Origin of the sequence: Microcoleus sp. T3_B1 (genome assembly GCF_036700445.1) — a bacterium.
Classification (GTDB): domain Bacteria; phylum Cyanobacteriota; class Cyanobacteriia; order Cyanobacteriales; family Microcoleaceae; genus Microcoleus.
Window position 1 is genome coordinate 1 of record NZ_JAUBOX010000093.1, and the last position, 26,135, is coordinate 26,135.

Annotated in this window: 27 protein-coding genes; 17 read left to right on the forward strand and 10 right to left on the reverse strand. The window is 43.6% G+C overall.

Annotation, left to right across the window (positions count from 1 at the left end; translation table 11 throughout):
• The first annotated feature begins 212 nt into the window (after positions 1-212).
• Positions 213-317, forward strand: coding sequence for a photosystem I protein PsaX (gene psaX, locus QT990_RS30710; RefSeq protein WP_333214470.1), 105 nt, complete (start codon positions 213-215; stop codon positions 315-317).
• Between the two features lie 238 nt (positions 318-555).
• Here the strand turns inward: psaX and QT990_RS30715 are convergent, their stop codons facing one another.
• The gene (locus tag QT990_RS30715) at positions 556-915 is read right to left on the reverse strand and encodes a hypothetical protein (protein WP_333309371.1); all 360 of its coding nucleotides are present in this window, start codon (positions 913-915) and stop codon (positions 556-558) included.
• A 78-nt stretch (positions 916-993) separates the two neighbouring features.
• Between QT990_RS30715 and QT990_RS30720 the strand changes: the two genes are divergently transcribed.
• Positions 994-1,587: a DJ-1/PfpI family protein gene (locus QT990_RS30720; protein ID WP_333146259.1), complete on the forward strand. Its 594-nt coding sequence runs from the start codon at positions 994-996 to the stop codon at positions 1,585-1,587.
• A gap of 280 nt (positions 1,588-1,867) precedes the next feature.
• Here QT990_RS30720 and QT990_RS30725 read toward each other — a convergent pair whose 3' ends face one another.
• On the reverse strand, positions 1,868-2,758 hold the full coding sequence (locus QT990_RS30725; RefSeq protein ID WP_333309370.1) for a sugar ABC transporter permease: 891 nt from the start codon (positions 2,756-2,758) through the stop codon (positions 1,868-1,870).
• Between the two features lie 59 nt (positions 2,759-2,817).
• Between QT990_RS30725 and QT990_RS30730 the strand changes: the two genes are divergently transcribed.
• From QT990_RS30730 to QT990_RS30740, 3 genes are all read left to right on the forward strand, one after another.
• Positions 2,818-3,393 carry a GNAT family protein gene (locus QT990_RS30730; protein ID WP_333309368.1) on the forward strand — a complete coding sequence of 192 codons (576 nt, stop codon included), beginning with the start codon at positions 2,818-2,820 and terminating at the stop codon, positions 3,391-3,393.
• A gap of 274 nt (positions 3,394-3,667) precedes the next feature.
• Positions 3,668-4,339 carry a phosphoribosylglycinamide formyltransferase gene (gene purN / locus QT990_RS30735; RefSeq protein WP_333309366.1) on the forward strand — a complete coding sequence of 224 codons (672 nt, stop codon included), beginning with the start codon at positions 3,668-3,670 and terminating at the stop codon, positions 4,337-4,339.
• A complete protein-coding gene (locus tag QT990_RS30740) occupies positions 4,332-5,441 on the forward strand; it encodes a class I SAM-dependent methyltransferase (protein WP_333309364.1) in 1,110 nt (369 codons plus the stop codon). Before purN ends, QT990_RS30740 begins: the two co-directional genes overlap by 8 nt.
• Before the next feature lie 118 nt (positions 5,442-5,559).
• Here QT990_RS30740 and QT990_RS30745 read toward each other — a convergent pair whose 3' ends face one another.
• The 5 genes from QT990_RS30745 to rlmN form a co-directional block, all read right to left on the reverse strand.
• Complete coding sequence (locus tag QT990_RS30745; protein ID WP_333466170.1) at positions 5,560-6,711, reverse strand: DUF3322 domain-containing protein; 1,152 nt, start codon at positions 6,709-6,711, stop codon at positions 5,560-5,562.
• A gap of 12 nt (positions 6,712-6,723) precedes the next feature.
• Entirely contained in the window at positions 6,724-10,062 is a 3,339-nt protein-coding gene (locus QT990_RS30750; RefSeq protein WP_333146273.1) for an SbcC/MukB-like Walker B domain-containing protein, read from the reverse strand.
• 10 nt (positions 10,063-10,072) lie between these two features.
• Positions 10,073-10,639, reverse strand: coding sequence for a DUF4194 domain-containing protein (locus QT990_RS30755; protein WP_333146275.1), 567 nt, complete (start codon positions 10,637-10,639; stop codon positions 10,073-10,075).
• Positions 10,640-10,652: 13 nt separating this feature from the next.
• Positions 10,653-12,107, reverse strand: a complete 1,455-nt coding sequence (locus QT990_RS30760) for a DUF3375 domain-containing protein (protein ID WP_333146277.1) — start codon at positions 12,105-12,107, stop codon at positions 10,653-10,655.
• Positions 12,108-12,229: 122 nt separating this feature from the next.
• A complete protein-coding gene (rlmN, locus tag QT990_RS30765) occupies positions 12,230-13,339 on the reverse strand; it encodes a 23S rRNA (adenine(2503)-C(2))-methyltransferase RlmN (protein ID WP_333072679.1) in 1,110 nt (369 codons plus the stop codon).
• Between the two features lie 340 nt (positions 13,340-13,679).
• Here rlmN and lgt point away from each other — a divergent pair, with 340 nt between their 5' ends.
• The 3 genes from lgt to QT990_RS30780 all read left to right on the forward strand — a co-directional run bounded on the left by lgt (position 13,680) and on the right by QT990_RS30780 (position 16,466).
• Positions 13,680-14,573 (forward strand): prolipoprotein diacylglyceryl transferase, encoded by an 894-nt coding sequence (lgt, locus tag QT990_RS30770; RefSeq protein WP_333146279.1) that lies wholly within the window; start codon positions 13,680-13,682, stop codon positions 14,571-14,573.
• A gap of 120 nt (positions 14,574-14,693) precedes the next feature.
• Positions 14,694-15,473, forward strand: coding sequence for a precorrin-4 C(11)-methyltransferase (gene cobM, locus QT990_RS30775; RefSeq protein WP_333466171.1), 780 nt, complete (start codon positions 14,694-14,696; stop codon positions 15,471-15,473).
• Between the two features lie 156 nt (positions 15,474-15,629).
• The gene (locus QT990_RS30780; RefSeq protein ID WP_333466172.1) at positions 15,630-16,466 is read left to right on the forward strand and encodes a dienelactone hydrolase family protein; all 837 of its coding nucleotides are present in this window, start codon (positions 15,630-15,632) and stop codon (positions 16,464-16,466) included.
• A 44-nt stretch (positions 16,467-16,510) separates the two neighbouring features.
• Here the strand turns inward: QT990_RS30780 and QT990_RS30785 are convergent, their stop codons facing one another.
• Positions 16,511-17,698: a transposase gene (locus tag QT990_RS30785; RefSeq protein ID WP_333309355.1), complete on the reverse strand. Its 1,188-nt coding sequence runs from the start codon at positions 17,696-17,698 to the stop codon at positions 16,511-16,513.
• A gap of 52 nt (positions 17,699-17,750) precedes the next feature.
• Here QT990_RS30785 and tnpA point away from each other — a divergent pair, with 52 nt between their 5' ends.
• Both tnpA and QT990_RS30795 read left to right on the forward strand, forming a co-directional pair.
• Positions 17,751-18,149 (forward strand): IS200/IS605 family transposase, encoded by a 399-nt coding sequence (gene tnpA / locus QT990_RS30790; protein ID WP_333284512.1) that lies wholly within the window; start codon positions 17,751-17,753, stop codon positions 18,147-18,149.
• Positions 18,150-18,296: 147 nt separating this feature from the next.
• Positions 18,297-18,779, forward strand: coding sequence for a flavin reductase family protein (locus QT990_RS30795; protein WP_333309353.1), 483 nt, complete (start codon positions 18,297-18,299; stop codon positions 18,777-18,779).
• Positions 18,780-19,068: 289 nt separating this feature from the next.
• Here the strand turns inward: QT990_RS30795 and QT990_RS30800 are convergent, their stop codons facing one another.
• Positions 19,069-19,587: a pyroglutamyl-peptidase I family protein gene (locus QT990_RS30800; protein ID WP_333309373.1), complete on the reverse strand. Its 519-nt coding sequence runs from the start codon at positions 19,585-19,587 to the stop codon at positions 19,069-19,071.
• A gap of 259 nt (positions 19,588-19,846) precedes the next feature.
• Between QT990_RS30800 and hisH the strand changes: the two genes are divergently transcribed.
• The 4 genes from hisH (at position 19,847) to hpsN (ending at position 24,186) form a co-directional block, all read left to right on the forward strand.
• Positions 19,847-20,482, forward strand: a complete 636-nt coding sequence (hisH, locus tag QT990_RS30805) for an imidazole glycerol phosphate synthase subunit HisH (RefSeq protein WP_333309351.1) — start codon at positions 19,847-19,849, stop codon at positions 20,480-20,482.
• Between the two features lie 283 nt (positions 20,483-20,765).
• Positions 20,766-21,308: a 16S rRNA (guanine(966)-N(2))-methyltransferase RsmD gene (rsmD, locus tag QT990_RS30810; protein ID WP_333146293.1), complete on the forward strand. Its 543-nt coding sequence runs from the start codon at positions 20,766-20,768 to the stop codon at positions 21,306-21,308.
• 256 nt (positions 21,309-21,564) lie between these two features.
• Positions 21,565-23,025, forward strand: coding sequence for a phosphoglucosamine mutase (glmM, locus tag QT990_RS30815; protein WP_333146296.1), 1,461 nt, complete (start codon positions 21,565-21,567; stop codon positions 23,023-23,025).
• 186 nt (positions 23,026-23,211) lie between these two features.
• On the forward strand, positions 23,212-24,186 hold the full coding sequence (gene hpsN / locus QT990_RS30820; RefSeq protein ID WP_333146298.1) for a hormogonium polysaccharide biosynthesis glycosyltransferase HpsN: 975 nt from the start codon (positions 23,212-23,214) through the stop codon (positions 24,184-24,186).
• Here the strand turns inward: hpsN and QT990_RS30825 are convergent.
• A complete protein-coding gene (locus tag QT990_RS30825; RefSeq protein ID WP_333146306.1) occupies positions 24,173-24,325 on the reverse strand; it encodes a hypothetical protein in 153 nt (50 codons plus the stop codon). The genes hpsN and QT990_RS30825 overlap by 14 nt on opposite strands.
• Between QT990_RS30825 and hpsO the strand changes: the two genes are divergently transcribed.
• The 3 genes from hpsO to QT990_RS30840 are packed head-to-tail and all read left to right on the forward strand — an operon-like array spanning position 24,302 to position 26,038.
• Entirely contained in the window at positions 24,302-25,471 is a 1,170-nt protein-coding gene (hpsO, locus tag QT990_RS30830) for a hormogonium polysaccharide biosynthesis glycosyltransferase HpsO (protein ID WP_333146300.1), read from the forward strand. The two genes, QT990_RS30825 and hpsO, sit on opposite strands and share 24 nt — an antisense overlap.
• Before the next feature lie 43 nt (positions 25,472-25,514).
• Positions 25,515-25,862, forward strand: a complete 348-nt coding sequence (locus tag QT990_RS30835) for a hypothetical protein (RefSeq protein WP_333146302.1) — start codon at positions 25,515-25,517, stop codon at positions 25,860-25,862.
• The gene (locus QT990_RS30840) at positions 25,859-26,038 is read left to right on the forward strand and encodes a hypothetical protein (RefSeq protein ID WP_333146304.1); all 180 of its coding nucleotides are present in this window, start codon (positions 25,859-25,861) and stop codon (positions 26,036-26,038) included. The genes QT990_RS30835 and QT990_RS30840 overlap by 4 nt, the downstream gene beginning before the upstream one ends.
• Positions 26,039-26,135: the final 97 nt, after the last annotated feature.

Sequence of the window (26,135 nt, forward strand, 5' to 3'; positions counted from 1 at the left end):
TCTCAGACGTATCTGATGAGTGTGCTATCTGAAGATTTTCGCCGATTGTCGGGGATTGTCTGAATTAAAAGTATCAGTGTCAAAAAAAATAACTCTAGAGGATTGTGCATAAGTGCGACGCTCTCTGCTATTTGTAAAGAGAGTGACATTATCAATTAGGAGCTTTACCTATGCCAGAGATAGCGAAGAACCAATTAAAATCCGACTCCGTGATGAAAACGGGCAAATTCCCTTACACATTTCGCGCAGGCTGGTTTCTGTTGTTGTTAGCCATCAATTTTGTGGTTGCAGCCTTTTATTTCCATATCATTGAATAGTTCTGCAAGTTAACTTTTAGCAGACCCTGCTGTTCTCGACCTCAACGTCGGAGAATAGGAGAGAAGGAGAGGGGGAGAGGCAGAGAGTTTTGAGTTGGCGAGAATATGACTTCATTCTTCTAACTAATGACTACTGACTTCTTCCCTCTTCCCTCTTCCTTCTGACTCCCGACTTTTGCTCAATAATTCATCCGTGTATCCGTGTCAAAATCCGTGTCGTGCCTTCCTTCTTCCTTCTCTACCGATTTCTCGACGCTTCTAGCTTTGACAATCGCTCTTGAATTTTAATAACATCTTGCTTAGTTTCAATTGCCAAAGTTGCTAAATTGTCAAACATCGGGTCTCCCGACAGCGTTCGAGGATTTGTCCGACCAGAACCGGAAGGAGACTGAGGCCTGTTAACTCTAGAACCTTGGTTCTGCAAGCTGTAGATTTGTCCCCTGAGTTCAGAAATTTGCCTTTCTAATTGAGTAATGCGAAACTCTAATTGAGTTGTGGATTGAGCGGGCGTGACAATTGGCGCAACAGCAATTGCTAAGGCGCAAGCCAGACATAAAAGACAGAATGTTAGGGCGCGATGGCGAATCTTTTTCGGCATAGCTTTAATAATTTAAATTATACCAGTTCTACGATAACAAATCGCCGAGATTTTTTGCCTCTATCAGAAGTAGGTCTTATGGCAACTAGGAACGTAGCTATTTTAATGTTCGATGATGTCGAGGTACTGGACTTTGCCGGGCCTTTTGAAGTGTTTTCGGTGACATCAGAATTAAGTAAGGGCGAGCGACCTTTTGCAGTCTCTACCGTAGCCGAACATTCCGGTGCTGTCAACGCCCGTAATGGTTTGAGTGTAAATCCCCACTGCACGATTTCCGATTGTCCGCCACCGGATATTTTAATTGTACCGGGAGGACAAGGTACAAGAAAGTTAATCGATAATTCAGCAGTTATTAACTGGATAAAAGATTGTTCGCAAACAGCAGAATTAGTGCTTTCTGTCTGTACGGGTTCGCTGCTTTTGGCAAAAGCTGGTTTGTTGGAAGGTTTGGAAGCAACTACCCACCATCAGGCATTGGATTTATTGAAAAAATTAGCGCCCAACACAACTATTATCGAAAATCAGCGATTTGTAGATAATGGCAAAATCATCACTTCTGGGGGAATTGCTGCGGGAATTGATATGTCTTTGCACGTTGTCGGCAAACTTTTGGGTAGAGCACAAGCTGAACAAACAGCAGAGCACATGGAATATAAAATTGGGAATTGGTAATGGTGAATCTAGTTAATTGCACATTTTATTTGTACGGACACGGCATGAACCCTTAGTGTCTATTTAAGTTTCAAATCCTTTGTATCTCTCGTTTATAGCCGAAATTAGATCCCCCTAAATCCCCCTTAAGAAGGGGGACTTTGACGCTCTTTTTCCCCCCTTCTTAAGGGGGGTTAGGGGGGATCGAGAGACTTATTAGATGGACAAAATACTGGTAAATTTGGACGTTAACTTAACACCAAGGGGCATTGCCGTGTCCATACCCCATACCCCTAGCTAATCAAGTATCTTCGCCCCAAACTTTTAGTTGTAAATAGACTAATATCAAAGCTACAGCCATCAGGAAAGTTGCCGCAGCGGCTGCATAGCCAAAATCAAATTGCGAAAAAGCTTGCTCGTAAATATAATAAACTAGCAAATTAGTAGAGTTCAAAGGGCCGCCGCCGGTGATGACGTAAACTTGCTCGAAACTCCGCAGGGTAAAAATAGCAGTAGTGACAGTAGCAAATACTAAAGTCGGCCGCAAACCGGGTAAAGTGATGTACAAAAATTGCTGCCAAGCATTAGCTCCATCCAATTCTGCGGCTTCGTAACGATTTACCGGAATTGCTTGCAATCCTGCTAAAAATACTACCATATTAAAGCCTAATTGTTTCCAAACACTGAGCAGAATGATCACAGGCATTGCCCAAACTGTGCTACTCAGCCAAGGAATTGGATTTAAGCCGATCGCACTTAGGGCATTATTCACCGGGCCTTCCGTTTGAAACAACCACCGCCAACCCAAGCCAACTGCAACTAAAGAGGTAATCGAAGGAATAAAATAAGCGGTGCGGAGAGCTCCTCGCCAAGCAAACGAGCGATTTAGCAAAACTGCTAAGCCCAATGGAATCACTAAACTGGGAATGACTGTTGCAGTAGTAAAATAGAGCGTATTTTGGAGAATTTGCCAGAAATCCGGGTTAGTGACTAGACGCCAGTAGTTGTTGAAGCCAATCCAACGCACTCCCGACTGGGTAAAGCTGCCGCTGGTAAAGCTGAGGTAAAATAAATAGGCGATCGGCCAAATCAAAAAAGTACCCAGAAACAGCAAAGCTGGGGCCAGGAAAGTCCAAGCTGCGATCGAATCATTATCTAACCAGTTAAAACGCCCAAATTTAATCGGAACCATTGGCTTGTAAATTTTAGCTTTTAGTTTTAAATGGTATCACAATATAGGTCAATTTCACAATGAATCTTCTCGATATATTAGCCAATTTACCCACTATAGAAACTGAAAGGCTCCTGCTCAGAAAAATTACTTTAAACGATGCGAGCGATATGTTTGAGTATGCCTCAAACCCCGAAGTATCACAATACACAATGTGGTCAACTCACACCTCGCTCGAAGACACTAAATACTTTCTCAGGTCACTTACTAAAATGTACAAAAGACGAGAGCTTGTAGATTGGGGGATTGTCCACAAAGCCGAGAAAAAGTTTATCGGGACTTGCGGATTTGTGGAATGGAGCATGACGCACAGCCGCGCGGAAATTGGCTACGCACTTTCTAGGAGGTATTGGGGAGAAGGATACATGAGCGAGGCTGTTAATGCAGTTATTGAATTTGGCTTTCGGGAGATGTTGCTGAATCGAATTATGGCTCGATGTGAGGTTAACAATATTGCTTCGGCTCGCGTGATGGAAAAAGTGGGGATGCAATTGGAAGGGGTATTGCGACAGCACCTATTTGTGAAAGACAGATATTGGGATCTCAAACTTTATTCGATTCTCAGGGAAGAGTTTTTTGAGAATATTGTAGAATAGGGTTGAATCAGTAAGTGACAAAATAAAATATACTTAGGACTTACGCAATATCTCCATGTAGAGTGCGCCGAAGCAAACCTTACCCTTTACCTCTATAGTAGAATACGAGTGAATAGTTTTTATCTTTATGACAAGCGAATTTCTTGATGGTACCCGCCACGTGATTTATCCGTGGAATCAATCCCCAATCTAAAATCTAAAATCCTCAAGCCCCCGAATTTATCCCTGGGATCAATCCCAAATCTAAAATCTAAAATCTAAAATCTAAAATCGAATGACCGCTAATCCCGTATCTGTTAATTCCCATGCCTGCCTGATTTCTCCTGAGATTGGCAAAAGTGCGCTCGCTCCGGCTCATCCTCCATTAAAATTAGGAGTTTTAGCATCAGGAAGCGGCAGCAACTTCGAGGTAATTGCCCAAGCCATCCAAAACAAAGAGCTCAACGCTCAAATCCCAGTATTAATTTACAACAATCCGGAAGCCAAAGCCGCAGCCAGAGCCGAGAAATACGGCATTCCCTCGATTCTGCTCAATCACCGCGACTGCAAAAGCCGCGAAGAATTAGATACAAAAATTGTCAAAACTTTTCAAGAGTATGATGTAGAATGGGTAGTGATGGCGGGTTGGATGCGAATTGTTACCGAAGTTTTGTTTGATGCTTTTCCCGATCGCGTTATTAACATTCACCCCAGCTTACTGCCGAGTTTCCCAGGAATTCGCGCCGTCGAGCAAGCACTGGCCGCCAAGGTTAAAATCACCGGATGTACGGTGCATATTGCCCGTTTAGAAGTAGACAGCGGGCCGATTTTAATGCAGGCTGCGGTGCCCGTATTGCCTGATGATACCGCAGAAACGCTGCACGCTCGAATTCAGGTGCAAGAGCACAAGATTATGCTCGGTGCGATCGCACTTATTGCCGAATCTAATCGAAACTATTGTGACTAAAAACCTCACCAGTGCCGCATCTATCCCCAAATTGCCCGTCAGCGAATCACCCGAAACAGGCCCGCCGCTGACAGACTCGAATCGCCTGAAATTAATTCTCAAAGAAAGGCTCAAAAAGAGCATCGGCCTCAAGGGAGAATTCTATCTGCCTTGCTTGCCATCGATGCTAGACGACTATCTTAAATTACTGTCAGACTTCTTAAACATTCTCGGACAAAACATCGACGCTGCCCAAGCTGAAAACTTGCGAACATTAATCGCCAACGCCTTAGCAGAAGGATTCAAAAATTCCCCCCACGCTAATCTAATAGTTTCATATTTTCCTGCTAATTCCCAAACCGGTTTAGCCGGCGGCATTACTCTGAATACCAAGATTCAAGTCGAATCAATGGCCCAGAAATATCATAGCTGGCCGGATATTCGCCCCGAACCTTTATTCGGCAGCCATCCCGATGCCAAAGTCATCGCCATTGCCGCCGAATTAGGCGAACCGGGAAAAGCACCTATTTTAGATGTAGGTGCGGGCCCAGGGCGCAATAGTCTGCCTTTAGCAAGGTTAGGCCATTCCGTGGATGCGATCGAACTAACACCCATATTTGCCGAGAAACTATCAGCAGCAGCAACCGCCGAAAACTTGCCGATAAATGTCACCCAAGGCGACGTTTTAGACCCATTATTGAGAATGAAAACTTATAGGTACAAATTAGCCATTGCTACCGAAGTTCTCTCTCATTTCCGCTACCCCGAACAAATTCGTCTTTTCCTGGGCAAAATGTCAGATGCTGTTTTAAGCGGCGGGTTTATCTTATTCAGCACTTTCTTAGCTGTAGATGGGTACGAACCCGACGAGATGGCCAAACAAATGTCTGAATTGTGTTGGTCTTATCTGATTACCCGACAAGAATTGCAAGCAGCAATAGAGGGTTTGCCGTTAGAAATTATTTCTGATGAATCTGTGATTGAATACGAACAAAAACATTTGCCTGAATCTGCATGGCCGCCGACACCTTGGTTTGTCAGTTGGGCCAGCGGGCGCGATTTATTTTCGGTGCAACAAACACCGCCGTTAGAGTTGCGGTGGATACTTGTTAAACGCTTGTAAAGAGCTGTTTCTTTTATGTGGGCTTATATTATCTCCGGTAGCATCGGAATTAGGTAATGCGAGCGGGGATCACGCGATTTCATCCAAATATATGATTCCGATGCCACGGGAAACGATATTACCGATAGGTCAAATTATTCAACCTGCAAATTACAAAATCCTTCGGTATCTTTTCCTGTTCTAAACGAATTGTTTGCTTGGATAAATCAGCAAATAAATCATGCTCCTCCGGTGTCAGGTAAAATAAGTTAGCAACCTTGCACAATTTACCCGGCACAGCAGATTCCTGAAATGTATCGAAAGTTTCTCGATCCATCATAACAGAAATTGTTTTATCAAAATAAGACCTTAACTGCGAAAGAATCTGGAACCCTTGGGCATCCAAATCGCCCCAGTAAATTATTTGGCAATGCCTTAGCCACTCAACATCTTTTAAAATAGCTACATTAAACCCCTTTCCCCACAGCGCAAAGCTGTTGGTTAAATCAGGCAAAGTGCGAAAATTCATCAGATTCTCAGTAATAATAAAGCGGTATCCTTGAAGATTGCGACGTTCAAAATCAGAAATGAGTATGCTCATCTCCGAGGTGCTAATGCCATACTTCACCTGTAGGTTTTGATCCAAAGCTCTGATAGTTACCGATGGCTCAGCATATCGCAAACCAAATCGCTTTTCAAAATCATTTTCTTCTTGATTAATAGCATCATCTGGCAGGATAGCTGACAGCAATTCATTTAGAATACCTTTATTTTGTTCGATGAACTTAGTGTGAACATTTATCGGTAGTTCGCGAATATAAAGCTGAGGTTTGGGATGGTTCTGAAAATACAAGCATACAGGCAATAAATTCTCCCATTTTCCTAAGTGATTGATTACTTTTTGAGGATTTTGATTGAGCCAGATATTCAAATCAGGAATTTCATTTCTAATCCTTGCTACAACTTGTTTAAAATCAGCAACTTCAGGTTCCTTATTCAGGAATTTGAGATAATCTGTCTCTGTTTCAAATGTAATTCGGGATGGCAGCGACTGCATACCGTATTTGCGATTTTTCCGCTGTATCAGCTCTACTTGATACCCGCAGCCAGCGTGTTCTTTTGAGCCTTTCAGAAGTTGCTGTACGGCTTCTTTGAGTTCCTGGTAGTCGTCGTAGGGAATTTTGCCGCAGGGCCAATCTAGCGGGAAAAAAGGTTCTCCCAGGAGCAAGGATTTCAGGAAGGGAATATAAAGTCGATCGGCTTTTTTTCTGATTTCTTCGGGGGTAATCATAAACAGACACAGTTAATTGGAAGCCATTTGTTTTAGACGCAGCTTTTCTAGGGATATATTATAAACCTTGGAGTCGTTCTCTTCACGGCTGTTTTCAACATAGTAAGCAGAGCCTACATAATCCTCAACAACGTAGATTTTGTCTTTGGGCGTAACTACCAGAAGCTGAAGATTTAATTGTTTAAATAACTCCATTGCATACTTTGCATTTTCTTCATCTAACTTGCTAAAAGCTTCATCAATGACCACAAGACGAAATGACTCAGATTTTGTTTTATCTTGTACTAATCCGAATTGATGGGCAATAGCTGACGCTAGAATGGTGTAGGCTAATTTAGCCTTTTGCCCGCCCGATTTTCCCGAGGAATCGGAGTAATATTCCTTCTGAGTGTGGTCATCTTTATTTTTAACGCTGACTGAGAAATTAAGCCACTCACGCACATCGGTGACTTTTTCTGTCCACCGCTTATCTGACTTGAGGCGATCGATCAGGTCTTTAATTTTTTCAAAGCTAGCTTCGTCAGCTTCAGAAGTTTGCTCAACGCCTACATCACGATAGCACAACACCTTCAATTGATTTTTAAATTCCTTAATTTGGTTGTCTCGGTTAATTTCCGATTGGACTTGTATATAAGTCGAGTCTGTATACTCAATCACTTTTAAGGATTGATTTATCTCGTAAATCTTTTGTTCTATTTCACTTTTCCAGTCTTCTAACAGATCATTAAAATTAGAAATAGCGTCACTAATTTGCCGATCTAGCAGTTCTTTAAACTTTTGTTCATGTGCTGGTAAATCATCTCCTTCTATCCTTGCTAGCATCTTTTTGAACTCAGGAAGCGCTTCTAATGATGCGTCAACATTGGTGGTTTCTTCGGGATACTCTCGCTTGTAACTATCCATCTGTTTGTCAATGCTTCTTTCCAAAGAAGAAGTTAACTTGCTCGCGTCGTTTATTTGACTCTGGTAAGACTCCTTTACTTCAGCTTCCGAAGGATCGATGTTGAGGAGCGTCAGATTTGGATTTTTGAGACTATCTTCAATTTTAGGAGTATAAGTCTGAATCTTTTCGGATGTGCATGATGTCGATAGCCTGTCGCATTCCTCCCTCTGTTGTTGGTAATGCTCGATATCGCGATCGAGAACCGCAATTTTTTTGTCAGCGCTAGTTTTATCTGCTTCCTTTGTCTGAATGTCAGCGCTGACAGCAGCTAGTCTTATTTTCAAGTCATTTAGGCGATCGCAACTTTCCTCTAACTCCTGCTTTTGCTCTACTAGCTTCTGCTTCTTGCTAGCATCCGGTTTCCAGTCGATCGCAGAAAAATTATTGAATTCCAATAACTTTTCTAGCAGCTTCTTTTGCTCCTCGCACTTTTCTTGTGCTGTTTCAATCTCCTTTATCGCTTTTTTTACTATATCAATCTCTGCTTGACACTCCTGCAATTTAGCTTCACAATCCTTGATTTTCTCAGAATTGTCCCATCCCAAAATATATTGACTTTTGTCGTTGATTCGATGGCGATCGTCTTTTTCATGTCTATTCCCCTTTTTCATCAAGCCATTTTTTCTAATAGCATAATTCTCCCGCTCGAACCTATCTAAATCTTCACAACAGATGCAGCTACCAAATGTGTTTAATAAATCATTAGTCAGCCAAGTAATATATTCATTATCAGGTTTAAGATCCAATTTATTAAACAAGGAATTCTTATCTAAGTTTCTAGTTTCCTGATGTAAATTTTTAGTGGAAAGTTTCTCATAAACTACGCGACGACCCAGATTAGTTCGATCGACATATTTAGTGAATTTATGGTAATGCCTTTCAGGAACTAGGAGTCGCAGTCCAAAGTTGTGCAGCAGTTTTTCGATTGCCCCTTCCCACTCGCCTTCTCCATCCTTTACCTTCAGCAGTTCGCCGACAAAAGGAATTTCTTCCTCAGCAATTTCCGCCTCAGCAATTTCCAAAGCAGTTAATATTTTTTTTCTTAGTTGGACGTTTACACCGGGAATCTGATTTTTTCGCTGTTTTAAAGATTGCAGTTCTTTGTCTAACTCAGTGTAAATATTTTCACGTTGTTTCTTCTTACTTGTTTCCTCATCGCGTTGACTTCTTAATTTTGTGATTTCTTCGGTAACAGTTTTTTGCCTTTCCTCCGCCTGGATTGCAGAACTATTAAATGTATCCCGGTCACTGTAAGCTGGAAATCCTATACCTTCAGCAATTTTATTATATTTTTTGGCTGCTATTATATAATTATATATCTGTCCCTCTAAAGTCTTAATATCCTGTTCTAAATCTTTTATTTGCCGTCCTTTATCGTCATTTTTAATGTCTATTTTTAAATTTAGCTCTTGCTCTTTCAAGCGTTTTAAAGCCCCATTTATTTCTACTAAATCGTGGTTGACTTGAGTATGTTCCTGTTGTTTCTCTACCATTACTGTTTGCAACAAACCGATTTTACGCTGAGCAAAATAGGCCGGGACTACTCGCAATACTTCCTTTAATTCATCCAGATTACCCTGGACATTTTCGTACTGGTCAGAATCAGCAATTAGCGGTTTTAAAATCTCTACCTGTTTCTTTGCTTCCTGCAGTTTTTCATGAGAAAAGGTTAAATTTTCATAATGTTTATTTAGCTTTTGTATTTCCTCCTCAACATTAATTTTGTCCAGCATATGACCGCGCACAAACTCATTTAATTCTCCAATTTCTTTGATGCTGACTGTCTGATTGAATAAATCGAAAGCTTTTTCAGATTCCACACCAAAGGTTTTGCGAAAGTGTTTGCTGTAGTCAACAAATGTGTCAAAGGTTTCTATTTTTGGTTGAAATAAAGACGCTAATTGCTTTTTTAATTCTGGGAAAGTTTCAAAATTATTAAAGTGTGCGGCGATGCTGAGTTCACCAGCAGCAACCACAAACAACTTTTCAACTTTCTCTTTTACACACAAAACCTGAGCCAAGGTGACGTGCTGTTCGCATCCTTTGTTATAGAAATAAGCGAGTAAAACTGAATAATCATCTTTGGTACGCAGGTACTTCGGTTTAGATTTGTGGTCATCTTCACTTTTAATTGTGCTGTAAGCTCCGAGTACATAGGTCTTTTCATCTCGATCTCGCTTTCCCTTTTCTGAACCTGAAGCCAAGTTATAATTCCGCTTTATACTCGGCACCAGCAATGTCAGCAGTGCATCAACCAACGTCGATTTACCCGAACCATTAGCCCCCGTGAGCAAGGAAGTGTAACCGCCGGGGGCGATCGTACCCTGATGAAAAGTTCCCCAGTTTAATACTTCAAGCCGATGTAAGCGGTATCCAGCTTTGGAATTGTCTGGTTCAAATTCAAGCATTTGATTTGTCCTACGCTTTTAACTCTTCTTTGATTTCCTTCAATTTGTCAGCGGGAATTTTAGCTTTGAGGATGCGGCGAACCTCATATTCGCCTTCTATACCCTTTAACTCTTTTAAAAAGTGCAACTTGACGGCTCGATCGATCGTACTGTCAAATTTTTTTACAAGCTGTACGTCATTAGTTTGCTCTTTAAAAAACGGACGCATTAAATCGTGAATTTTATATTTAGACAGAATGCAGCGAGTGGAATTAGAGGTGCTGGCCTCAAATTCTAGCAATTCCTCGCGCAATAAAACACATAGTACCGTAACTTCCCAACTCAAGGCAACTCTCTTAACCAGCCTGGGCAGTGGTTTTGCTTGCTCGTCCTCATCCTCGCGATCGGGCTGCTGTAAATAAGCATACCCTTCTTCTTCATTTAAATAAAGTGTCACGCCAATTTTCCCGAAGTATTCTTTGACGTTTCGTTCGTTGTTCAATAGCATACCCCAATCACTGTCATCGTCATACAGAATACCTTTTAGTAATTTGATGATTGCTGGTGCGTAGGGTGCTATAATGTCGTTTTCTATCATTAATTTACTCTCCTTATCTTTTGAAAATAACTTGTGGAAGTGTCAGGTGCATGAGGTTTTCCTTGTCAGAGTAACTGGCGATGTCTATGCGATCGCTCGCGGAGTCATCGATCGCGTGTTTTCGATCGCCAGAAGCGATCGCCAAATAAGCAATAACTTCAGATAAACCATTTTCCACCGGATACCTCTCAATTATTTCAGCTAGCGTTACCTGATGTTGACTTTCCAACATTGCAGCAATCCGCTGCTTCAATACTTCCTCATCCACATAACAATAATTTCGGAGTTCCTCAAGTTTATCCGTCGATAAATCGACATTTTCCTCGCTAAAGTTGTAGCTTTTAAAGATTCGCTGTTCTGTGGGTTTCCACATCGGTCTTTCCATCACCATTTGCACTTCCGGGTCGCCTTCTATCCAGATAAATTCCTCAGTTTCTGGAGGATTATCCACCACGGTAAGTGCTAATTTTTTAATTTGGGAAATCAGTTCTTTCACTCGCCTGTTCTCTGCGATATGCTGTTCTGCCAGCATTTTTCGCAACTGTTCGGCAAGACGATAATTAGAGTCAATAATTTTTTGGCTAGCTTTAATCAGACTGCGTTTAATTATTCGGAGTAGGGGATTTTTTTTACCCAAATCTTGAAGTTCTGGCAAGCCATATACCCCATCAATCATTTTTTCCAATTCTTCCTGTTTGGAAGGATCTGCCATAAAATTTCGGAAGGCATAGAAGCTACGCCCCTGATCGGATTTTCTAATTTCTTCATCCGCGTCAATTACCTGTGCGACAACTAACCCCTTTCCCCCCTCCTCTTTTAGCTGTGCCTTTTTCACTTTGTCCGTGATTGCTTTAAAATTTTGCTCGACTTCTCCAAAGTCAGCAAGCAGCCGACGCGCCACATCATTAGCTTTAAGAAACCACTCTTTGAGCTTAGCTTCGCTGTAGCGCTCAACCTCACCAGTTTGTTCGATGGTGTCGATTTCTTTCTGAATTGCTGCTTTTTGTTTTTCTAATTCCTCCAAACGCACTTCTGGATCTTCTGTACTTTTAGTGACAATTTCTTTGAGAAGTGCAAATATCTCTAAAAACTGGGATTCAGTGCCAATAAACTCTCTCCTTTTCAAATCTTCCAGCCAACCAATCGCCCGATTAGTACCCGGTGCAAGTTCAAAAACCGGATCGTCATTTTTTGTTAAATAATATTTCTTCAAGAACTGATGATCGCTATTGCACCAGGTGTCCAGGTAAGTTTGTGCTTTCCCACAATATCGTTCCGGTTCGTGTTCGCACAGATTCTCTAAATAATTTTCAAGTTTTTCTACGAGTTCTGATTGGGAAACGGTAATCTGATTTGAAGACTTGAACTGGCGATACAAAAAACTGATAATTAATGGTGCGTTGTCAGTTCTTAAAAGCTTGAGGCTAGGCTCATTTTTTAATTCATATTCTATGCTGTCATGTTCCATATTTAAAAACTTATATTAACAATTTAATTGTCTTAAAGATTGAGCTTAAGTATTTACAATTATGACTTATGAGTGCTAGTAAAATAATTTTACTAGCACTCATAAGTCATAATTGTTGAAACTTAAACCTCGGAAGCCCGCAATTGTCCGCAGGCTGCATCTGCCTCTAAGCCGCGAGAATACCGCACGCTAACTGCAATTTTCTTTTCCTTCAAAGTCGCAACGAAACTGTTAATTCGATTGGGAGTCGGTCGCTTATATTCAGCTTCCTGAATCGGATTGTAAGGAATCAAATTGACGTGACACTGAAAACCGCGCAAGTGAGTTGCTAACTCGGCTGCGTGTTCCGGCAAGTCATTCACACCTGCTAAAAGTACGTATTCAAAACTCAATCTGCGCCCAGTCGATCGCACATATTCCCGACATTCTGCGATTAATTCACCCAAAGGATAAGGGCGGGCGCTAGGAATTAACTCTTCGCGCAATCTTTGATTGGAAGCGTGGAGGCTGACGGCGAGGGTAACTTGCAGTTGATGTTCGGCTAGTTGGCTGATGCGATTGCGAATTCCTACTGTAGAAATGGTGATGTTTCGCTGTCCAATTCCTACATCTTGATTCAAACACTTGACAGCAGCTACAACATTATCGAAATTCAGCAGGGGTTCGCCCATACCCATAAATACGATGTGGCTGACTCGGCGGCCGAAATCTTGTTGTACTGTCAAGACTTGATCGACGATTTCGTGTTTTTCTAAATTGCGCTTGAAACCGCCTTTTCCGGTAGCGCAAAAGTCGCAGCCCATCGCGCAGCCAACTTGGGCTGAGACGCACACAGTCAGTCGTTTATCGGTGGGAATGCCGACTGTTTCAATGATTTGACCGTCTGCCAATTTTAAGAGATACTTTACCGTGGCGTCTGGTGCGACCGATCGATAGTGAATAGTCGATCGCCCGATCGGGATTTTAGCAACAGTCTCGCGCCACTGTTTCGAGAATACAGAAATATCAGAGATCGATCGGGCACCTTTCTCATAAATCCACTGGTACAACTGCTTTCCGCGATAAGCCGGTTGTCCCTGCTGCTGCACCCACTCCGTTAACTCAGCTAAACTCGCCCCCAACAAGGGCGGAATTTTACCCGACTCAACAGCCAAAGCAGCAGTCTTGCGAGACTGATTCGCACCCTTGGAATTACCAGAAGAGTACACCTGAGAAACGGAAGTAGGAGACATAAGTCATCAGAAAATTTAAAGCCACCCTCTATATTAAAACTTCTAGACCAAACCTGCCGTTAATCCTCCAGAAGGCGAAGTCTCGATCCCCCCTAAATCCCCCTTAAGAAGGCGGACTTTGAGAATAATCCGGTTCCCCCCTTTTTAAGGGGGGTTAGGGGGGATATTATTGTGGACTCACAAAGAAAACTCCAGACACAAATGTCCCCAACAAAGTTAATTTTTGGCAAAATTCCCCAAATATTGCGTGTAAATGACCGCCGCCCCCTAAAATAAACTCTGGAGTTTGTTCAAGGGTATGCAAATTTGACAGCTTTCCATCACAATTAATGCAACTTTTATGGTGCTAAATATTCTTGCGCTGCCCTTAGCGTTTCAATTTACATCGCCGGGCCCAATTATCTTTGAACTTGGCCCCGTAGCCATCCGCTGGTACGGGCTGTTGATAGCTTCGGCCGTCTTGATTGGGGTCAGTCTGTCCCAATACTTAGCTCAAAAACGCCGCGTCAACCCGGAATTATTGGGTGATTTGGCAATTTGGCTGGTTTTGGGCGCTATTCCCTGTGCTCGAATTTATTACGTGGCTTTCGAGTGGCAGCAATACGCCCAGAGGCCTGAAGATATTATTGCGATTTGGAAAGGCGGAATTGCCATTCACGGGGCGATTTTGGGTGGCACGATCGCAGCTTTAATTTTTGCGAAAATTCAGCGAGTTTCTTTTTGGCAATTGGCAGATTTAATCGCGCCTTCGGCAATTCTCGGTCAGGCGATCGGACGCTGGGGAAATTTCTTTAACTCCGAAGCTTTTGGCAGTCCTACGGATTTGCCTTGGAAACTCTATATTCCGCCCAACAGCCGCCCGCCCGCCTACGCTAATTTTGAATACTTCCACCCCACATTTCTCTACGAATCCCTGTGGAATTTGACAGTATTTGGGTTGCTTCTGAGTTTATTTTTTCGCGATGTGCAGGGCAAAATTAGCTTGAAAACGGGTGCTTTATTTTTGATCTATATCGCGGCTTACAGTTCCGGTAGAGTCTGGATTGAAGGGTTGCGGACTGATAGTTTGATGTTCGGGCCGCTGCGGACGGCACAGATGGTAAGCTTGACTGGGATTGTGTTAGGGTTGGGCGGGTTAGCTTGGCTTTATTTGCTCGATCGACCTTTACCCGATGTTGTCTCCCCCAATAGCGATCGGGCAAAGATCACTCCGAAATTGCCAGAGGATCAATAAAAAACCCCAGAGAGGTTAGTCTCTAGGGTTCAAAACCAGGGTGCATCTACCATCTATTACTTCCAACCAAAATAGGTACATCCGGAAGCGTCCGTAAATTTAGCAAATTTGTTAGCAGCAATGAGTTTGACAGAGATTGAAGCCCTAGTTCCAGGGGTATACATTGTAGGTGCAGGCCCGGGAGACCCCGATTTGTTGACTGTTAAGGCTCAAAAATTACTGGCTGCAGCCGATGTCATATTATTTGCTGATTCGCTAGTGCCAGAGCAAATTTTGCAGGGGGTACGCGCAGATGCTGAAGTGATCCAAACTGCGGATAAGACCCTCGAAGAGATTGTACCTTTGATGGTGCAACGAGTGCGCGATGGTAAAAGCGTCGTCCGCCTCCATTCCGGTGATCCCTGTCTCTACGGGGCCGTCGGGGAACAAATGCAAGCTTTGGCCTCCGAGGGAATTGCTTTTGAGGTAATCCCAGGAATTAGCGCTTTCCAACTTGCGGCGGCTAAACTTAAAATTGAGTTGACAGTTCCGGGAGTTGTGCAGACAATTATTTTGACGCGAATTAGCGGCAGAACCGAAGTACCCGATCGCGAAGAATTGGCGAGTTTAGCGGCTCATCAAGCGAGTTTGTGCCTGTATTTGAGCGCCCGCCATGTCGAAAAAGCTCAAGCTAAATTGATGGAACATTACCCATCGGATTTGCCTGTAGCGATTTGTTATCGGTTGGGCTGGCCCGATGAAAAAATTGTGCTAGTTCCCCTTGACAAAATGGCAGTTGCTACGCGCGAAAATAATTTGATCAGAACGACAATGTATGTTATTAGTCCGGCGTTGGGAAAATCAGCAGAAGGGCGATCGCGCTTGTACCATCCAGAGCACGATCGGCTTTTCCGTCATTAGTCAGTTGGCAGTTGGCAGTAGTCAGTCAGTAGTAGTCAGTAGTAGGTTGGGTTGAGGGACGAAACCCAACATCCAATTCATGAGTGTTGGGTTTCGTTCCTCAACCCAACCTACAGAAGAAAAACTAATAATCAATAACCAATAACCAAATCACAAATGAAAGATTTAACTCGCAGACAATTTATCATTGTCACCGCATTAAGCGCCGGATTTACCTTAGCAGTTCATCCTATTGCGGCTGCCGTTATCAATACGGATGCTGCTGGTTTAGTTGCAGGTGAGGTAAAAATTCCCGTAAAAGACGGCTCAATTCCAGCCTACAGAGCAATGCCCGCCAGCGGCAGCAATTTTCCAGTAATTTTAGTAATTCAAGAAATCTTCGGAGTTCACGCGCACCTTCAAGATATTTGCCGCCGTTTGGCAAAATTAGGTTATTTAGCGATCGCCCCAGAAATGTTTGCCCGTCAAGGTGATGTTTCTAAACTCACCGAGGTTAAAGAAATTATTAGTAAAGTTGTCTCGAAAGTTCCTGACGCTCAAGTTATGTCCGATTTAGATGCAACTGTAGAGTGGGCACAAAAGTCAGGAAAAGGCAATACTAATAAGTTGGGAATTACAGGATTTTGCTGGGGTGGCAGAATTGTTTGGCTGTACTCTTCTCACAACCCGAAAGTCAAAGCAGGAGTAGCTTGGTACGGGCGTGTGGTGGGCAATTCTACGGATTTAACTCCCAAACAGCCGATCGACATTGCAGCCAGTTTGAAAGTGCCCGTATTGGGGCTTTACGGGGGCAAAGACCAGTCAATTCCCAACGATACAGTTGAGAAAATGCAGGAAGTTCTCAAAACTGGCAGCAGCGGTTCCGAAATAGTGCTTTATCCAGATGCGCCACACGCTTTTAACGCCGACTATCGCCCCAGTTACCGGAAAAAAGAAGCTGAGGATGGTTGGAAACGGATGCAAGATTGGTTTAAAAAGTATGGAGTTTCTTGACAGTTGTAAGCTGTTAATTTTGACTTAAAACTGGTTTGAAATACTCACCGGCTATCAGGCGCGGTGATTCTTGACGCTTCATAGGGTTCTGCTACCGGAGTAGTCTGACAATCCCTCTGCGCCCGTTTTGAGTCGTGGCGATTCCCCATCCCGACTTTTTGTATGTTCCTCGAAGCATTTTGATCTCTGTCTTGCTCAGTGCCACAACTAACACAAAGCACTGAACGAATAGACAAATCAATTTTGCCCCATTTAAAACCACAATCCGCACAAACTTGGCTAGTAGGTCCCCACCTACTAATTACCTGAAATTCTCTACCAAACTTTTCAGACTTAGCCTCACAGAGAGTCCTGAATTCTCGCCATCCTTGCTGACTAATTGCCCGTGAAAGCTTCCGGTTTTTCACCATTCCTGATACATTCAAGTCTTCCAAAATAATCACTTGGTTTTCGTTGACTACTTTGGTTGATAATTTATGCAGGAAATCTTTGCGGGCATCGGCAATGCGGTTGTGCAACTTAGCAATTTTGATTCGGGTTGCGTTTCTCCTTTTAGAGTCTTTTGGTTGACGAGCTAATTTGCGCTGGAGTTTGCGAACTTTCCGGTCTAATTTTTTGTAGTTAGGGCTTTCGGCTTTTTCACCATTGCTCATCACTGCAAAAGTTTTAATCCCCAAATCGATTCCGATGCTTTGGTTTTTGGCATCAGAATGAACGGGTTGAACTTCTACCACAAAGCTTAGGAAATAACGATTTGCACAATCTTTGATTACCGTGACTGAGCTAGGTTCAGATGGAAGTTCTCTTGACCATATTGGGCTTACAATACCAATCTTGGCTAAATAGACACCGCCATTTTTTAGAGAAAAACCGCCAATCCTAAATCGGGCCGACTGGCTATTTGTTCTTTTCTTGAACTTAGGATAACCAACCTTACGACCTTTTCTCTTCCCCTTGCAGGAATCGAAGAAGTTTTTAAAAGCTGTTTCTAAGTCTGCTACAGATTGCTGTAGAGGAATATTAGAAACCTCGCTCAGCCAAGCTCTTTCTTCGGTCTTTTTCGCTTGGGTTATTACGATTTTTTGCAAATCAGACGAACTTGGTTTTTTTTCAGACTGTTTACAGAGAGCCAGACTGTCGTTCCAGACCATGCGGACGCAGCCAAACAGCCGAGCCAAGCTCTGTCTCTGTTCGGTCGTCGGATAAAATCTGTACCGGAATCTCGCCTTCATGGTTATACTGAATGTTGGTCTGTAAGTTTGATTATATATTGGTCTGTAAGTAATGACAACAGTTTACCGTCGCGAGCGCAATTCTGTTACACAACTTAAAATACACTTGGTATGTATAACAAAATATCGTCGGTCTGTATTCACGAGCGAAGGTCTTGATTTGATTGAAAAGTCGTTTCGAGAAGTAGCCCAAAAAATGAACTTTCAAGTGCTAGAGTTCAACGGGGAAGCCGATCATGTTCATACGCTGATCGAGTATCCGCCTAAATTGTCGATATCTCAAATAGTTAACGCACTCAAAGGTGTTTCCAGTCGTCGATACGGACAGGCTGGACACAAAAAACCCCACAAAGAAGCATTATGGAGTCCTAGTTATTTTGCTGTTTCTGTTGGGGGTGCGCCTTTAGAAGTTTTGAAAGAGTATATTAGAAATCAAGAAAAGCCGTCCTAGAAGGACGGGGCTTGTATCCCATTTTTCTTGGTCAATTTTGGGATCGAAAAAGTCAATATTAGCGAATAGCCCTTAAGACAGTTGGGTTTGTGGGCCCGACATTGGTAAACTGAGCGGTGTAGAATTATCGATCGAACAGGTAAGCCCGTGCTAGACGAACAAGCTAAAAAGACCATCTTGCGGAAAATCCCTCACGGATTGTACATCTGCGGTGTCAAAGACGGGGAGGAAGTCAACGGTTTCACCGCTAGCTGGGTGATGCAATCTTCCTTTACCCCTCCCTTAGTTGTCAACTGCGTCAAGCAAGACTCCAAATCCCACGCCATGATCAAAGCCAGCGGTGTCTTTGCTTTGAGTTTCCTAGAAGCGGGACAGAAAGAATTAGCCCAGAAATTCTTCAAGCAGCAGCGCCGCGTTGGCAATAAATTTGAGGATGTAGAATTTTATCCGGGCCCGGAAACTGGTTGTCCGATTATCTCGGATTCTCTGGGTTACATCGAGTGCAAAGTTGTCGGGGGTGTGGAACACGGGGATCACACGGTTTATGTGGGAGAAGTTTTGGCAGCCGGCGTCCACCGAGAAGGCAATCCGTTGCTGCTAGAAAGCACCGGTTGGAATTACGGCGGCTAAAGACTTGGCAGTTGCTAGTTTCGCACTCCATCTCAGAAACCGGGTTTCTACGAGTTTTGGCGATGAATAACGAGAAATATTCGTATAAACCCGGTTTCTCGCCCCTGCGCTCAATCTCAGAAACCGGGTTTCTATAAGTTTTTGCGCTAAGTTTGTAGGGTGCGTCGCTTGCTATATCTTGGATAGAACTTGCAGATGTTTGATGGCGACGCACCTTACACTGGATATCGCCCGCGATCGTGTGTACCACATATACATGGAATATGCTGTATACCCAGAAACCCGGTTTCTAGTCTCTGCGTGTAGTTAAGCGGCGTATAATTAATAAAAAATCGGCGACAATTTTGTCGGCATTTTCTTCTGTCAAAATTGGTACGTGTACGAAAATACATTTGGTGCTAAGTTGAGAATCTGCAAGGTGTTTTAAAACCGCATAATATAGGGCTTCGCAAACAAATTTCCCGGCTTTGTGACTGATTTCTGTTGCGGCTAAATCAGCGACTAGCGGTTCGAGATTAACTGCTGTTTTCAGAATGTCGCGATCGCAGCAAGCGCAGGATTCTACGGTTAATTTTTGCCGACTTTCGGCCATGCCACAGCAGATAATAGTATCGGGTTGGAGTTGGTTGATTTCGGCGATCGCCAAATTCGGTGCTTGCTGAAAATCTACTGGCAGTTTCCTCAAAAAAGTCAGGGAATCAGGCAAAGATTTTATCTGGGAAATCTTGGCTAATAAGTCGTCGGAGGAGTTGGATTTCTGATGGGGAAGCCAAGTATCAAATGAGGTCAGCAGGATTTTGGTTGTCATAAATGATGGGGGATTGTTAACTGTTGACTGTTGACTGTTAACTGTTAACAGTTGACTGTTGACTGTTAACAGTTGACTAATGACCAATGACTAATGACTAATGACTAATGACTAATGACTAATGACTAATGATTAATGACTAATGACTAATGACTAATGACTAATGACTAATGACTAATGACTAATGACTAATGACTAATGACTAATGACTAATTGTATGCAATAATACTGATATCGATCATATAAGGCAAGTAAGTCAATGTCTGTCATTGCAGTAGTAGACTATGACATGGGCAATCTGCACTCAGTCTGTAAAGGCTTGGAAAATGTGGGTGCAGTGCCAAAAATTACAGATTCTCCTGCTATAATCGAGCAGGCTGATGCGGTGGTTTTGCCGGGGGTGGGTTCGTTTGACCCGGCAATGCAGAATTTACGATCGCGCAATTTGATAGAACCGATAAAAAGGGCGATCGCCTCTGGAAAACCTTTTTTAGGCATTTGTTTGGGTTTGCAAATTCTGTTTGAAAGTTCCGAAGAAGGCATAGAACCGGGATTGGGCGTTATTGCGGGAAAAGTGCGCCGATTTCGCTCGGAACCGGGTTTGACAATTCCCCACATGGGATGGAATCAATTGCAATTTACTCAGCAGAATTTGCCGCTGTGGCAAAATTTACCGTCTGATCCTTGGGTTTATTTCGTGCATTCTTATTATGTCGATCCTGTTGATTTGGAAGTGCGATCGGCAATTGTGACTCACGGTAGTCAAAACGTGACGGCGGCTATAGCTAAAGATAATCTGATGGCCGTGCAGTTTCACCCGGAAAAGTCTTCGAGTACGGGATTGCAAATGCTGTCAAATTTTGTCAGTCTGGTGAGGGAAAAAGTACCTGCTTAGGTGGCATGAATCTTAAAAAAAACCCGGTAGATTGCCGAAACCGGGTTTGACATTTTTAAAAGTCTTTTTCCTTCTTCTTTCTTCCTGACATCCGTTACATCTGAGATGTTGCACCATTCTCAATTACTTGTTTAGGAACAGGCAAGATGCCTGTTCCACAAGAAAATTTACTCTTTGTGGAACAGGCATCTTGCCTGTTCTTGAGAATGGTGCAAGATGTGAGTTACATCCGTTACATCCGTTACAGAATCCGTTGCCGAACTTCCTTCTTCCTTCTTCCTAAATGACTTTAAGAATCAGTGGCAATCGCCAAATCAAAACCCTGCCGGGACTCGCAACTCGCCCTACACCTTCGCGAGTCAGAGAAGCTTTATTTAATATTTGGCAAGGGACGATCGCAGATTGCAGATGGCTTGACATTTGTACAGGCAGTGGTTCGATGGGTGCAGAAGCTTTGTGTCGTCAAGCCGCGAGTGTCACTGGCATCGAACAGTCGGCGAAAGCTTGTGCGATTATCCGCGAAAACTGGGAGAAAATAGCAGACTCGTCCCAAACATTCCAAATACTGCGGGGAAACGCGACGGCGAAGTTGGCGGCACTAGCGGGGCAGCAGTTCGATCGCATTTACTTCGATCCGCCCTACGCCAGCGACTTGTACGAACCTGTGTTAAACACGATCGCCAGCCAAGAAATGCTAGCACTCCTCGGCGAAATGGCCGTCGAACACAGCCCGGAGCGATCGACACAACCAATTTCCGGCCTAGAAATTTGCCGCCATAAAATATACGGCAATACAGCATTAACCTTCTATACCCGCAGTTGCTGAGAGGCTCAAACCGCAGCAGCGTCACTCCTGCAGGCAAAAAGAAACCGGGTTTCCTGGCGTTGGCGCCCCCGGTACTAAAAGTTTTTCCATTGCGTACAATACAAATTTTTCCGATGAAGTTAAGCTTGGTGCGTAGGTTGTCAAAGCAAGTTGCTTCAGCAATTGACGAAATAAATGGAGTTTAGGCTGAAAATAAAGACTTTCAGTTGTAACATGAACCCAAACTGTGAGTGTGAATATTCCTAAAGGAGTGAATATGGTTCAGACACCTTCGCGCCCTCGTGGCAGCGAGTTTCCGGCTGCTAACTCGGTACAGCCAGTCAAACGCGATACGATTCTGGTGGGAGATAGCCTCCCCCTGCCCAATACCAAACTCTTCGGAACAGACGGCATTCGCGGGAAAGTTGGAGAATTGCTGAATGCACCCCTAGCCCTGCAAGTGGGCTTCTGGGCTGGACAAGTTCTACGGCAAAATTCCCCCAACCAGGGGCCTGTGATTTTGGGGCAAGACAGCAGGAATTCCAGCGATATGCTGGCAATGGCACTGTCAGCGGGTTTGACAGCCGCCGGTTTAGAAGTTTGGAATTTGGGATTGTGTCCCACTCCCTGCGTTGCTTATCTGGCAAGCGTTTCGGAGTCGGTCGGCGGAGTGATGATTTCGGCTTCTCACAATCCCCCAGAAGACAACGGCATTAAATTTTTCGGCTCAAACGGCTCCAAGCTGTCGCAGCAGTTGCAGGAACAAATCGAAGCGGGAATCCGGGGGGCAAAGGTTCCAATTGCTAGCTTGGGTTTGGGACACCACTACCATCGGTCTGAGTTGGTTAAAGATTATGCCACTTCCCTCTGTGATTCGCTGCAACAGATGAATTTGGAGGGAATGCGGATAGTTTTGGATTTGGCTTGGGGGGCGGCCGCGGGTTTGGCGCCGGCGGTGTTCGCGCAAATGGGGGCGGATGTTATCTGTTTGCACGACTCTCCTGATGGCGATCGTATTAATGTTAACTGCGGTTCTACTCATCTCGACAGTTTGCAAGCGGCTGTTTTGGAACACAATGCCGATTTGGGCTTTGCTTTTGACGGCGATGCCGATCGAGTTTTGTGTGTTGACAACCAAGGTCGAACGATTGACGGCGATTACATTCTTTATCTGTGGGGCCGGCAGTTACGCGACTCCGAACAGTTACCATCCAATTTAATTATTTCTACTGTAATGGCTAACCTCGGCTTCGAGCGAGCTTGGGAAGAATTGGGGGGCAAACTAACTAGAACCAACGTCGGAGATCAGTACGTTCACGCTGAAATGCAGCGCACTGGTGCGATGTTGGGCGGCGAACAGTCGGGACACATTCTTTGTCCGCATTACGGTATCAGCGGCGACGGTTTGCTGACGGCTTTGCATTTGGCTTCGCTGGTGCGCCAGTCCGGGGAATCTTTGGCACAATTGGTAAGTGGCAGTTTCCAAACTTATCCGCAGTTGCTGCGGAATATTCGGGTGGACGATCGCGAAAAACGCCTGAAATGGCACGAGTGCGAGGCAATGCAAAGTGCGATCGAACGTGCTACAACAGCAATGGGAGAACAGGGACGGGTTTTGGTTCGCGCTTCTGGCACTGAACCGCTCATGCGAGTTATGGTGGAAGCTGCTAGCGCCGAATTGGCTAATTTCTGGACTGAAAATTTAGTTTTAGCCGTTCAGCAACACATAGCCATCTGATGGAAAGGGGGAATTCCTAAAACTTTTGAGTTTTGAGTTTTGAGTTTTGAGTTGAAATCTTTTAATTCAAAATTCATAAATCAAAATTTCTAACTATTAATTTCGAGTTTTAATCAACTTCTCCAAAAATAACGAGGGGGGCAGGTATCCTGCCTACCCTTAACTTTATTTTCACTCAATTGTGTGATGATGATTTCTGTTGTGATACCCACCTACAACCGCGAGCAACCTCTGCGAGAGACATTGGCTGATGCGATTGGGCAAAATTACCCGAATTTTGAAGTGCTGGTAATCGATCAAACTCGCACCCACGAATCAGAAACTCAAGTTTATTTAGAGGAATTGGCAAATGCTGGCAAAATTCGCTGGTTTAGAGTAGATTGGGCGAGTTTGCCGGCTGCTCGAAATTATGCAGTGCGGCGCGCAGTGGGAGAGATTATTTTATTTATTGATGATGATGTACAATTGCCAGATGGTTTTTTGGCTGCTCACGCTGACAACTATTTAGAAAAACCCGATGTGGGATGTGTGGCGGGCAGGGTTTTTGACAGAATGAAACTGGATAATTCTGGAGGCGATTTGGCGATCGAATATTTGCCCTCAGAAGCTATGGATGCGGGCATTGCCTGGTATTTTATCGATTTGGTGCATACAGTAAAACCGCAGCAGGTGCTCTCGGCTAGAGGCTGCAATATGTCATTTCGTCGGCAGGTTTTTGCCGAGTGCGGGCTGAGGTTTGACGAGCGGTTTGCAGGGAGTGCGGTGCGGGAGGAGTCGGATTTTTGTTTGAGATTGCGATCGACTGGCATGAAAATTTGGTACGATCCCAATGCGTGTTTAGTTCACTTGGGGGAAGAGAGCGGGGGCTGTCACGATGTCAGCACGCGATCGATCGAGTATCAAGTCACATTTTATCACAACCATTTCCTCATGGGATTGAAAAATTTAACAGCCTTTCAATGCCTGCGATTTTTTGCCAAACTGTTTGACTGCCACGTTTGGGGAAATCCACCTTGTTATAAAAGCCACTCGCCCATTAAAATTATAACTAGATTTGCTTTTTATATCCTGGGTTTTCTCAGTGCTATAAATACACTAATTCAATCTCTGTGGAATGATGGACAAACTTACACCCATCAAGACAAGATTAACGCTCAATAATTCCCAATTCCCCATTCCCAATTCCCCATGCCCAATGCCCCATTCCCAATGCCCAATGCCCCATTCCCAATGCCCAATGCCCCATGCCCCATTCCCCATTCCCCATTCCCAATAAATGAGAATTCTCGTGGCTAGTCACACCTATATTGTGGACATTAATCGGGAAAAATTCAAGATATTAGCCAACCTAGAACCCGATATTGAAGTAACAGTTGTAGTGCCGCAGCGTTGGAAACCGGGAGGCGTACAAAATAAAATTATAGAAACGCAATTTTATGAAAAAGGCTCATTTAAAGTAGTCCCCGTCTCCAACTTTAGTCAAAACAATCAAGGGTTGCTAACTTTTGGTATAGATTTAATTGAAGTTCTGCAAAAAATTAAACCGCAGATAATTCAAGTTGAACAAGGTGCAAAATCTCTTGCTTGCGCTCAGTTAATCTTACTCAATAAACTCCTAAAACTGCAAGCAAAAAATATATTATTTACTTGGTGGAATCTGCCTTATCAATTGAATTGGCCCGTTTCAGTCTTAGAAAATTACAATCTTCAGCACACCGACGGAATTATTGCAGGCAACCTAGATGGAGCTAAAATTTTGCGGCAGCGGGGCTATCAAGGTGCGGTAAAAGTAATGCCACAACTCGGCGTAGATGAAACTTTGTTTCGCCCCACTGGTAAAGACGCTGATTTATCGCGCAGCTTTGGCATTAAACCGACCGATTTTGTGGTAGGATTTGTAGGTCGATTTGTCGAAGAAAAAGGATTGTTGACTTTAGCTGAAGCCTTGGCAGGGTTGAAAAAAAGCTCTTGGAAGTGGCTGTTAGTAGGACAAGGAAAATTGCGGAAGCACCTCGCCGAAAAATGTATTGAAGGGGGAATCAGCGACCGAATAATCTGGGTAGAAAGCGTTTCCCACGAAGAAATTCCCCCTTACATTAACTTAATGAACTGTTTGGTATTGCCCTCGCAAACCAGCTATAAATTCAAAACTCTGACCACGGTGGGCTGGAAAGAACAATTCGGTCACGTTTTAATTGAAGCGATGGCCTGTCACATTCCGGTTATTGGTTCCGACTGCGGGGAAATTCCCCACGTCATCGGCGATGCGGGGTTATTATTCCCAGAAGGAAATGCAGGGGTTTTGCGAGAGTGTTTGCAGAAATTGATGGAGCGGCGGGAGTTGGCGGCCGATTTGGGCGATCGGGGTTATCATAGAGCGATGAGCAATTATACAAATAAAGCTTTAGCTGAGCAGTTATTGGACTTCTACAAAGAATTGTTGTAACTTTTAGCAGTATAATGCAAGTGTTAAATAAAAACTGTAGTAAATGTCTATTCCTTCCGAGATACGCTCTTTGGTTGACGAACTCTACCAGGTACTAGACGATAGCGATCGCCAAGCAACGCAGGGACTTTTTGCACTTAGAAGAGCAATGTCTCTTTTTCCCCAGAATGAAATACTGATGCAATACTTTTCTTCGATCAGTAATTTTCAATTCTGCGTATCAGGTGTTCGCTTACAAGCAGAGCACATTGTGGGCAATGTATTGATGGCTGGTGTGCCCGATGAAGATGTTCAAAAAGCAGGAGATTATTTAGCAGCCTTGCTACATATGGCTCCTGAATCGAAAATTATGATAGACAAAGTAGTTGAGAGATTAGAAGCATTGCCATGAAACAATTACCAGATGAAAGCCAACTCCTGGAAATCCTGGAAATTGTGAAAGCCGCGGAAGCAAAAGCCAGTGAAATGTATGAATTTTCCAAGACAATGGCTCACAATACCCAAATTACAGCAACAAAGAGAGAGGAAGCTGAACAGCTAGACGGGCAGCCTTTTGCAGATAATTAAATTTGTAAGGGGAGATGTTGGTAAGCTGTTGCACATTTAAACTGTGATACAATCATTACCCTTATTTTTGATTTTGCGACCCCATTTAATTATTAAT